This window comes from Candidatus Dormiibacterota bacterium (assembly GCA_036495095.1).
Classification (GTDB): domain Bacteria; phylum Chloroflexota; class Dormibacteria; order Aeolococcales; family Aeolococcaceae; genus CF-96.
The window spans coordinates 1-9,781 of the sequence record DASXNK010000042.1 but is presented as its reverse complement, the minus strand read 5'-3'; the positions used below and the strand labels follow the sequence as shown (position 1 = coordinate 9,781).

Genomic DNA, 9,781 nt, shown 5'->3' with positions numbered 1-9,781 from the left:
GCCGCCATCCAGGGCGTCGACCTCGCCACGGTGCGGGGCAGCGGCCCGGCCGGGCTGGTCCGCGGCGGCGACGTCACCGCGGCCGCCTCGGCGCCGCCCCCGCCGGCGCCGGCGGCGCGGCCGGCGCCCTCCCTCCCGGAGACGCCTCCGGCCGGCGCCACCCCGCTGCGGGGACCGTCGGCGGCGCTGGCGACGATCATGGAGCAGAGCCGGGAGATCCCCACCGCCACCTCGTTCCGCACCATCTCGGTGGAGAACCTCGACGCCCGCCGCCGCGAGCTGCGCGAGGCGCTGCGGGCGGCGGGCCGGCCGGAGAACATCTCGTTCACCCACCTGGTCGGCTACGCGATCGTCCGCGCCGCCGTCGACGTGCCCTCGATGACCACCCACTTCGAGCGCACCCGCGACGGCGCCGGCTGGCGGGTTCAGCCCGGCGTCCACCTCGGCATCGCCGTCGACACCCGCCGCAAGGACGGCACCCGCTTCCTCGTCGTCCCGGTGATCCGTGACGCCGGCGGGCAGAGCTTCGCCGCCTTCCGCGACGACTACGAGCGGCTCATCGCCCGGGCCCGGAGCGGCAGCCTCGGGATCGACGAGCTCCGCGGCGCCAGCCTGGTGCTCACCAACCCCGGCGGCATCGGCACCGTCGCCTCGGTGCCCCGGCTGATGCCCGGGCAGGGGGCGATCGTCGCCACCGGGGCGATCGGCTACCCCGCCGAGGTGCGCGGCATCGACGAGGCACGGCTGCGCGACTACGGCATGTCCAAGGTGATGACGCTGACCAGCACCTACGACCACCGGGTCATCCAGGGTGCCGAGTCGGGCGAGTTCCTGGCCCGGATCGAGGCCCTGCTCGGCGGCGCCGACGGCTTCTACACCGAGGTCTTCACCAGCCTCGGGCTGGCCTCGCCGGCGGCCCAGCCGCCGGTGCCGGAGCGGGCGCCGACCCCCGCCCCGGGGCTGGGGGTGAGCGCCCCGGGGGCGGCGCCGCCGCGGATGGAGCTGCTCGCCGCGGTGGGCGCGGGGATGTCGCTGGTCAAGGCCCACCGCACCCACGGCCACCTCGGCGCCGACCTCGACCCGCTGGGGGGCGAGCACCCCTCCGACCCGGCCATGGACCCGCACACCGTCGGGCTGACGCCGGCGCTGATGGCCGCGGTCCCCGCCTCGGTGCTGCGCGTCTACGTCCCCGGCGAGACCCTCGCCGACGTGCTCCCCCGGCTCCGCGAGACCTACACCGGCACGATCGCGTACGAGATCGAGCACATCTCCAACCACGAGCAGCGGGTCTGGCTGCGCGAGCACATCGAGTCCGGCGCCCACCGCCGCCCGCTCTCGCCGGAGCGCAAGGTGCAGCTGCTCTCGCGGCTCACCAAGGTCGACGCCATGGAGCGCTACCTCCGGCGCGCCTTCATCGGCCAGAAGACCTTCTCCATCGAGGGCCTCGACGCGATGGTGCCGATGCTCGAGGAGCTGCTCACCATGGTCGCCGCCGACGGCATCGGCTCGGTGACGATGGGCACCGCCCACCGCGGCCGGCTGGCGATCATCTCCCACGTCGTCAACCGCCCCTACGACTCCATCCTCGTCGCCTTCGAGCGCGGCGAGCAGAAGCGCCAGCTCGGCGAGGAGCCCGACGACCCCACCGGCGACGTCAAGTACCACCTCGGCGCCACCGGCACCTACCTCACCGACTCCGGCAAGCCGATCACGGTGCGGCTGCTTCCCAACCCGAGCCACCTCGAGGTGGTCGACCCGGTGGTCGAGGGCTGGACCCGTGCCGAGCAGACCCGGCGCAGCGCCGCGGCGATCTACGTCGACCCCAAGGCGGCGCTGCCGGTGCTGATCCACGGCGACGCCGCCTTCCCCGGTCAGGGGCTGGTGGCCGAGGTGCTCAACCTCCAGGCGCTCGACGGGTACTCCACCGGCGGCACCGTGCACATCATCGCCAACAACCAGGTGGGCTTCACCACCGACCCCCATGAGGGCCGTTCGACGCGCTACGCGTCCGACCTCGCCAAGGGCTTCGACATCCCCATCGTCCACGTCAACGGCGACGACGTCGAGGCCTGCATCCACGCGATGCGGCTCGCCTACGACTACCGCCGCACCTACCACCGCGACGTGGTCGTCGACCTCGTCGGCTACCGGCGTTTCGGCCACAACGAGACCGACGAGCCCTCGTACACCCAGCCGCAGGTGTACACGAAGATCAAGAACCATCCGACCGCGCGCGAGCTGTACGCGCAGCGGTTGATCGACGAGGGCCTGATCACCCGCGACGACGCCGACGTCCAGTTCCAGACCGCCTACGACCGGGTCGGCCAGGCCCATCACAAGGTGAAGAGCAGCCTCGCCACCGGCCCCACCGAGGAGCCGTGGGAGGACCTGCATCCCCCCATCGACCGCGACACCGAGCGGCGCACCGGGGTCGGCGCCGGCACCCTGATCGGTCTCAACGAGCAGCTGCTCACCCTGCCCGACCGCTTCAACCTCAATCCCAAGCTGGCCAAGCAGATGGACCGGCGCCGGATCGCGGTGCAGGAGGGGGAGATCGACTGGGCCACCGCCGAGGCGCTGGCGCTGGGCTCGCTGCTGCTCCAGGGCCGCCCCATCCGGCTCACCGGGCAGGACACCGAGCGCGGCACCTTCAGCCAGCGCCACCTCACCTTCCACGACGCGGTCACCGGCGCCCACTGGACGCCGATGCAGCACCTCACCGGCGCCAGCGCCACCTTCGAGCTCCACAACAGCCCGCTCAGCGAGGGCGCCTGCCTCGGCTTCGAGTACGGGTACAGCGTGGCCGCGCCCGACACGCTGGTGATCTGGGAGGCGCAGTTCGGCGACTTCGTCAACAACGCCCAGGTGATGGTCGACCAGTTCGTGGTCTCCGGCGAGGCCAAGTGGGAGCAGCGCTCGCGGCTGGTGCTGCTGCTGCCCCACGGCTACGAGGGCCAGGGGCCCGAGCACTCGAGCGCGCGTCCCGAGCGCTTCCTGCAGCTCGCCTCCACCGGCAACATCCGGGTCGCCAACTGCTCGACGGCGGCGCAGTACTTCCACCTGCTCCGCCAGCAGGCGCTGATGCAGCGGCCCCGTCCGCTGGTGATCTTCACCCCGAAGAGCCTGCTGCGCGCGGCCACCGCCCACGCCTCGCTCGACCAGCTCGCCGCCGGACGCTTCCAGCGGGTCATCGACGACCCGGAGATGTCGCAGCGGCGCGAGCAGGTGACCACCCTGCTGCTCACCACCGGGAAGATGTACCACGACCTCATCACCAGCCCGCTCCGCAAGCAGGCGGACAGGACCGCGATCGCGCGCATCGAGCTGCTCGACCCGCTGCCCCTGGTGGAGATCAGCAAGCTGGTCGAGAGCTACCCCCGCCTCGAGCAGCTGTTCTGGGTGCAGGAGGAGCCGATGAACATGGGCTCCTGGAACCATCTCGCCCGCCCCATCGGCCGTCACCGTCCCTACGAGATCCGCTGGGAGTACATCGGCCGTCCCCGCCGCGCCAGCCCCAGCGAGGGCTTCCACGGGGCTCACACGATGGAGCAGGAGCGGATCATCCGCGAGGCGCTCACCGTCGAGTCGGTCACCACCGAGGAGGCGCGCAACTTCGCCAGGAGCGGCTCCCGCTCGTGATGGTGGCCGACGACGCCCCCAGGGTGGTGGTGCTCGGCGGCGGACCCGCCGGCGACGTCGCCGCGCTGCGCGCCTCCCAGCTCGGCGCCCGGGTGGTGATGGTCGAGCGCGCCGAGCTCGGCGGCACCTGCCTCAACTGGGGCTGCATCCCCACCAAGTCGCTGCTCGCCACCGCCGACCTGCTCCGCCGGATCCGCGGCGCCGGGGACCTCGGCATCGAGGTCGGCGACGTCCGCGTCGACTTCACCCGGATGATGGAGCGCAAGGAGGAGGTGGTCCTGGCGATGCGCCGGGGCGTCGAGAACGCCTGCAAGCGGCGCCGGGTCGAGGTGGTCCGCGGCGAGGGCCGGCTCGAGGACGGCGCCGTCGCCGTCGACGGCCGCCGGATCGAGTACGACCACCTGGTGGTCTGCGTGGGGACCGAGCCCTCGGGGCTGCCCGGCCTCGACATGGACCACCCCTCGGTGGTCACCAGCAACGGGGTGCTCCGCCTCGACCGCGTCCCCGAGCGCCTGCTGGTGGTCGGCGGCGGGGTGATCGGCTGCGAGTTCGCCTCGGTGTTCGCCCCGCTGGGCACCAGCATCGACGTGGTGGAGGTGCTCCCCGAGATCCTCGCCGGGGTCGATCCCCGGATCGTCACCCAGTTCCGCAAGCTGATGGAGAAGCAGGGCATCCGCTTCCACACCGGCCGCCGCCTCGAGGGCATCGCCGAGTACCGCGCCGAGGACCTCACCGCGCGGCTCGACGACGGCACCGAGATCGCCGCCGACGTGCTCCTCGTGTCCGTCGGCCGCCGCGCCGAGACCCGCGGCATCGGGCTCGAGGAGGCCGGGGTCGAGGTGAACGAGCGCGGCCACGTCGTCGTCGACGACTGGCTCCACACCGCCAATCCGCGGATCTGGGCGGCGGGCGACTGCATCGGCGGCCTCCAGCTCGCCCACCTGGCGAGCAAGGAGGCGGAGCGTGCGGTCGAGAACGCCCTCGGCCACCATCCCCGGCCGATCGACCGCACCGTGGTGCCCTCGTGCATCTACACCCACCCCGAGATCGCCATGGTCGGTCTGAACTCCCAGTCCGCGAAGGCGGCCGGCTTCACCGTGAAGACCGGGCAGGCGCGCTTCCTCGGCAACGGCAAGGCGCTGGGGGAGGCCGAGCCCGACGGCCTCGCCCAGCTCTACGCCGACGCCCAGAGCGACCTGCTGCTGGGGGCGACGATCATGGGGGTGCACGCCGTGGAGATCGTCCACGAGGTCGCGGTCGCGATCAGCGACGGCCTGACCATGGCCGAGCTCGGCGACATCATCCACGCCCATCCCACCGTGAGCGAGGTGGTGATGGACGGCGCCGAGCAGGGCGAGGGCGTCGCGCCGTACCTTTCGTAGCCTCGCAGGGCACGCGGCAAGGAGGGCGTCATATGTCCGAGCAGCTGATCGGCGGGCCGCCGCATCACATCCGGCTCAGCGTCACCGACGTCGACCGGTCGCGGGCGTTCTACACCGAGGTCCTGGGGTTCGACGTGGCGATGGACGCGCCGCCTCCTCCCGGCGACCCCTTCCACGACCTCTGCGTGGAGAACCTCCAGGGCGGCATCGTGCTCATCAACGCCGGGGTGCTGATCGGGCTGCGCCCGGTCGACGAGTCCCGCCGCGGCGACCGCTTCGACCCCTTCCGGGTCGGCCTCGACCATCTCAGCTTCGGCGTGCCCGCGCGCGGCGACCTGGAGCGGGCGCTCGCCCGCTTCGAGGCGAGCGGGGTCGACCACGGCGAGATCACCGACCTGCCGATGTTCGGGATCAGCGTGCTCCCCTTTCGCGACCCGGACGGCATCGCCCTGGAGCTGACCGCGCCGATCGGTTGAGGCGGCGCCGGCTAGACGTCCCGGGTGGTGAGCCGCTCGGCGCGGCGGCGGCGCACCTGGGCGAGGCGCAGCCGCCAGGCGGCGCGCAGCTCGCGGAGCGCGAGCACCAGGAAGCCGGTGGCGAGGACGAGGAGGACGATCCCGAGCCAGCGGGGCCCCAGGGTGGTGGCGGTGGTGCCGGCGGTGAGCAGCACCGCGAAGGCGCCGAGGAAGCCGGTGAGCAGCACCACCCGGACGCCGATCCGTGCCGACTCGGCGACCAGGCGGACCGCCCGGTGGGCGCGCTCGGTATCGGCGGGCGCGGGTGGTGCCGGCGGCGGCGGCTGCGGGGTGGGGCCGGTGCCCGGGGTGCGCCACGCCGGTGGCGCTCCTGCGGCACGGCGCCGCAGCGCCTGGAGCGCGCCGAGCAGGGCGATCCGGGCGAGGAGGCGTGCGATCAGGCCGATGATGGGCATCGAGGGCTGGGAACCAAAGAGCGGGCGAACCGTTTCCGGTCCGCCCGCCAGGAAGGGGTGAGTTGCATGGTGAAATGGGAGCCCCCGCAGGGCCTCCTGAGAGGATCGTACACCCCCTCAGGGGGCCGCGTGCCGTCCACTCCTGATCGTAACAAAGCTTGCAAAACCAACAAAGCCATCGTCTATCCCGAACGCTGCGTCGTGGACGGACACCCGTCAGCACTGTCGGGGGTGCCGGATCTGGGCCGAACTGCATGGACATTCCCCGGCGCGGTGCTACAGTCGGCGCCGAGCGGGAGCGGCGGCCCCGCCGGAGGAGGACGAGAATGGTGCGCGCCTACGTGCTCATCAGCACCCAGCCGGGGAAGGCGATGGACGTCGTCTCGCACATGTCGGGCCAGGACGGCATCGTCCAGTCCGACGCCATCACCGGGGAGTACGACGTCATCGCCCAGGTCGAGGCGGGGGACGTGGCCGGGGTGGGCGCGCTCATCGTCGAGAAGATCCAGCGCATCGACGGGGTCTTCAAGACCGTCACCTGCCTGGCGGTCAAGTAGCCCCGGTTCCGGGGAGCGCGTGGTGGACGAGGTGGGGACCGCCCCCGCGCCACGGTCAGGGTTGGGGGGGCTGGTGGCCCTGTACGTCGAGGCCTTCGGGCTGCTGCGTGCCCGCCCGGCGCTGCGCCGCTCGCTCACCCGCTGGCTGATCGCGGGGTTCGTCTTCACCGAGGCCTACGCCGTCGGCATCGCCCAGCTGGTGTCGTCGCGGGCGGCGGTGCTCGCAGCCCTCGGCGCCCTCCTGTGGTGGCTCTTCTTCGGGCTGGTGCTGGCCGGCGGCGCCACCCTGCTCTTCATCCATCCCGACGGCCCCCGCATCGACTACTACGGATTCCCCAACGGGGTCACCGCGCTCCGGGCCTGGTCCTGCCTGCCACTGCTGCTCAGCGCCGCGCTGCCCCTCCCCGACGACCTGAACCTGATCCTCTGGTGCTCGATCGGCGGCCCGCTGGCGATGCTCGATGCCGTCGACGGCTGGATCGCGCGCCGGGTCGGGCCGCTCACCGAGCTCGGCCGCGCCCTCGATCCCGCCGGCGACGCGCTCTTCTTCGCGATGGCGGCGGTGGGGGGCGCGCTCGTCGGCATCCTCCCCTGGTGGCTCTGCGGGCTGATCGTGCTCCGCTACGTCGGGCCGCTGCTCGCCACTCCGATCGTCTTCCTCAGCCACCGCCGCCCCGAGCTGAGCCACACACACTGGGGACGGCGGAACACCATCGCCGTGGGCTGGGTGTTCTTCATCCTCATGTGGGTGCGCATCGCCCACGGTCCCGTGGACGTGGCCGCGCTGGCGCTGGGCATCCCCCTGGTGGGAGGCACCCTGGTGCTCTACGTCGCCGACCTGGTCCGCCGCACCCGGGAGGCCCCGGTGGTGCCCTGACGGCTACGGGGTGCTGGTGGTGGTCGTCGCCGGCGACCCGCCGCTCGCCTGGGTGACCGTCACCGTGACCGTGGTGGTCGACCCCTTCCTCGTCGTCTTCGTGGTCTTCGTCGTCCTCGTGGACTTCGTCGCCTTCGTCTTCGTCGACGACTGCTGCACCGTGCCTGGCGGCTGCACCGTCACCGTGCTCGACGCGGACCTGGTGGAGCAGACGCCGGGCACCTTGGCGTTGCTGCAGAGGCCGGTCTCCGGAGGGCTCGCCGGGGAGCTGGTGGCCGCGTCGGTGCTGGTGTCGGTGACGGAATCGGTCGCGGTGTCGGTGCTGCCGCCGCTGCCGCTGCCGCTGGTGGTGGACGGGGTGTCCTTGCAGGCCTGGGTGCCGATGATGTGGCAGATGGAGCGGCCGATGCCGGTGGTGGTGTTGGTCTCCGAGGGGACCAGGCTCACCGCGGTGAGCCTGGCGCCGGAGCCGCCCACGGGGCTCGACCCGCCGGCGGCGAGGACGCTCACCGGGACGGCGGCCACCACCACCAGAGGAGCCCAGAGACGAACTCGAGCGAGCAGTCGCGCGGATCGGTCGCGTCGCGGCACGGCGCTTCCCTCCCAGGGGAGACATGGCCCCCCGCCCCGCCCGTGTCGGGCAGCGTGCATATGTTCGCACCCCGGGACCCCCGTCTGTCAGGGTCGGCTCTCCCTGTGGCAAGGTGGCCGGATGCAGGGTGGCGTGGCGCGAACGCGTAACTCGGTGGTCGGGTGCGGATTCTGATGCCGGACCGCGTCCGTGCGAGGCCCGGCTGAGTGGCCCACCGCAGCGAGGCAGACCTCCTCGCCGAGCGCGATCTGATCCATGCCGCGCAGCGGGACCGGGCGGCGTTCGCGCCGCTCTACGAGCGGTACGTCGACCAGATCTTCGCCTACGCGCTGACCCTGACCCAGAACCGGGAGCTTGCCGAGGACGTGACCGCCGCCACCTTCGCCAGAGCCGTCGAGGAGCTGCCGCGCTTCGAGTGGCGTGGCGTCCCCTACTCGGCCTGGCTGTACCGGGTCGCCGCCAACCTGGTGGCCCGTGACCGCCGCCGTCCCGGCTGGATCGAGCTCACCCCCCAGCTCGGCGACGACTCGCCCGGTCCCGAGGACGCGGCGGTCTGGGGCGACCGCGCCGCCGAGGTGCGCGCCGCGGTGGCGACACTGCCCGCCGACCAGCGGCAGGCGGTGCTGCTGCGCTTCGGCGGCGAGCTGCGCAACCGGGAGATCGCCGAGATCATGGGCCGGAGCGAGGGGGCGGTGAAGCTGCTCACCTTCCGGGCCCTGACCACCCTGCGCCGCCGGCTGGGAGCGCCGCTCCCCGCCGAGCGCGCCGGCCGCCGCCGGGAGGAGGGCTCCGGTGATCGATGACATCGAGCGCCTCGACGACGCCCTCGAGGGACGGTCGCTCGCCGCGGCGCTGCCCGACCGGGTCGGTGAGCTGGCCTGCCTCGCCGCCGAGGTGGCCCGGGCGCTCGCCGCGCCGGTGCTCACCGCCGAGGAGCGCGACCGGCTCTACCATCGCGCCCTCCACGGTCGCGGCTGGAGCGGACGGCTCCTCCACGACCTCCCCCGGCTGGCGCGGCGGCCCACCGTGGTCGGCGGCGCCGCGGCGGTGACCCTCGCGGTGGTCGGCCTCGCCCTGCTTCGCGGACGCTCGCATCCGGAGGTGGGCCGGGCGGCGGCCTAGCCTCCTCCTACGAGGCGGCGGCGCGGTTCTCCGGCTGAGCGTGACCGAGCCGGAGGGCGAGCTCGTGCGGGGAGGTGGTGCGATCGCAGACCACGCCCTGGGCGTGGAGCGCGGCCACCAGGGTGTCGGGCAGCTCCTCGAGGCGGCGCTGGATCACCCAGTCGAGGCGCTCGACGAGGTCGTGACGGCGGAGCTCGGCGGGGTCGTCGCCCGAGGGGAACAGGGGAAGGGGTTCGGGGGTCATCTCGCCCGCCATGCTGGGCCGCCCGCCGGTGACCGCGGCCACCGGTGACCGGACCCGCACCCCGCGCGCAAGCCGCCGCGACGGCTGTGACGGCGGCGGCACATGCGGGGCGCATGCACAATGGGTCGCATGGAGAGTGGCGACCCCGGCGGTCCCCCGGCCCAGCCCGAGGGGGCTCCCGGTCCGCCTCCGCCGCCGCCGGGCTGGCCGCCGCCGCCGGGCTGGGCCCCGGCCCCGGCGCCGAGCGGCTGGATGCCGCCGGGCGCCGCCCCCGGCTGGCCGCCACCGCCGCCGCCGGGGTGGCCACCGCCGCCACCCCCGGGCTGGGGGCCGCCCACCGCGGTGCCGGGGTGGAACCCGGGGCTGGCGGCGCCGCCCTCGGGCTTCGGCCGCTTCCGGCCGATGGGCATCGGTGAGCTCCTCGACGCCTCGTTCGC

11 protein-coding genes are annotated in these 9,781 nt (G+C 73.5%); 8 read left to right on the top strand and 3 right to left on the bottom strand.

Annotated elements, in window-relative coordinates; genetic code table 11:
- From VGL20_04615 to VGL20_04605, 3 genes are all read left to right on the top strand, one after another.
- The coding region (locus VGL20_04615; GenBank protein HEY2702953.1) for a multifunctional oxoglutarate decarboxylase/oxoglutarate dehydrogenase thiamine pyrophosphate-binding subunit/dihydrolipoyllysine-residue succinyltransferase subunit at positions 1 to 3,639 on the top strand (3,639 nt) is incomplete at its 5' end.
- Complete coding sequence (lpdA, locus tag VGL20_04610; protein HEY2702952.1) at positions 3,639 to 5,021, top strand: dihydrolipoyl dehydrogenase; 1,383 nt, start codon at positions 3,639 to 3,641, stop codon at positions 5,019 to 5,021. The genes VGL20_04615 and lpdA, both read left to right, overlap by 1 nt.
- 32 nt (positions 5,022 to 5,053) lie before the next feature.
- Entirely contained in the window at positions 5,054 to 5,497 is a 444-nt protein-coding gene (locus VGL20_04605) for a VOC family protein (GenBank protein ID HEY2702951.1), read from the top strand.
- A gap of 11 nt (positions 5,498 to 5,508) precedes the next feature.
- Here VGL20_04605 and VGL20_04600 read toward each other — a convergent pair whose 3' ends face one another.
- Complete coding sequence (locus VGL20_04600; protein ID HEY2702950.1) at positions 5,509 to 5,952, bottom strand: hypothetical protein; 444 nt, start codon at positions 5,950 to 5,952, stop codon at positions 5,509 to 5,511.
- A 326-nt stretch (positions 5,953 to 6,278) separates the two neighbouring features.
- Here VGL20_04600 and VGL20_04595 point away from each other — a divergent pair, with 326 nt between their 5' ends.
- The gene (locus VGL20_04595; protein ID HEY2702949.1) at positions 6,279 to 6,509 is read left to right on the top strand and encodes an Lrp/AsnC ligand binding domain-containing protein; all 231 of its coding nucleotides are present in this window, start codon (positions 6,279 to 6,281) and stop codon (positions 6,507 to 6,509) included.
- 22 nt (positions 6,510 to 6,531) lie between these two features.
- Positions 6,532 to 7,386 carry a CDP-alcohol phosphatidyltransferase family protein gene (locus tag VGL20_04590; protein HEY2702948.1) on the top strand — a complete coding sequence of 285 codons (855 nt, stop codon included), beginning with the start codon at positions 6,532 to 6,534 and terminating at the stop codon, positions 7,384 to 7,386.
- Positions 7,387 to 7,389: 3 nt separating this feature from the next.
- Here VGL20_04590 and VGL20_04585 read toward each other — a convergent pair whose 3' ends face one another.
- Complete coding sequence (locus VGL20_04585) at positions 7,390 to 7,914, bottom strand: hypothetical protein (GenBank protein HEY2702947.1); 525 nt, start codon at positions 7,912 to 7,914, stop codon at positions 7,390 to 7,392.
- Positions 7,915 to 8,184: 270 nt separating this feature from the next.
- Between VGL20_04585 and VGL20_04580 the strand changes: the two genes are divergently transcribed.
- Both VGL20_04580 and VGL20_04575 read left to right on the top strand, forming a co-directional pair.
- A complete protein-coding gene (locus VGL20_04580) occupies positions 8,185 to 8,781 on the top strand; it encodes a sigma-70 family RNA polymerase sigma factor (protein ID HEY2702946.1) in 597 nt (198 codons plus the stop codon).
- Positions 8,771 to 9,100 carry a hypothetical protein gene (locus VGL20_04575; GenBank protein ID HEY2702945.1) on the top strand — a complete coding sequence of 110 codons (330 nt, stop codon included), beginning with the start codon at positions 8,771 to 8,773 and terminating at the stop codon, positions 9,098 to 9,100. The genes VGL20_04580 and VGL20_04575 overlap by 11 nt, the downstream gene beginning before the upstream one ends.
- 7 nt (positions 9,101 to 9,107) lie before the next feature.
- On the opposite strand, the gene VGL20_04570 is transcribed toward VGL20_04575, so the two are convergent.
- Entirely contained in the window at positions 9,108 to 9,344 is a 237-nt protein-coding gene (locus VGL20_04570; protein HEY2702944.1) for a hypothetical protein, read from the bottom strand.
- Between the two features lie 129 nt (positions 9,345 to 9,473).
- Here VGL20_04570 and VGL20_04565 point away from each other — a divergent pair.
- Positions 9,474 to 9,781: hypothetical protein (locus VGL20_04565; GenBank protein ID HEY2702943.1), on the top strand; the 308-nt coding region annotated here is incomplete at its 3' end.

Bases quoted from the DNA above. Each gene is read 5' to 3' on its own strand.
- VGL20_04600 (HEY2702950.1), bottom strand. From the start codon at position 5,952: ATGCCCATCATCGGCCTGATCGCACGCCTCCTCGCCCGGATCGCCCTG.
- lpdA (HEY2702952.1), top strand. From the start codon at position 3,639: ATGGTGGCCGACGACGCCCCCAGGGTGGTGGTGCTCGGCGGCGGACCC.
- VGL20_04595 (HEY2702949.1), top strand. From the start codon at position 6,279: ATGGTGCGCGCCTACGTGCTCATCAGCACCCAGCCGGGGAAGGCGATG.
- VGL20_04570 (HEY2702944.1), bottom strand. From the start codon at position 9,344: ATGACCCCCGAACCCCTTCCCCTGTTCCCCTCGGGCGACGACCCCGCC.
- VGL20_04605 (HEY2702951.1), top strand. From the start codon at position 5,054: ATGTCCGAGCAGCTGATCGGCGGGCCGCCGCATCACATCCGGCTCAGC.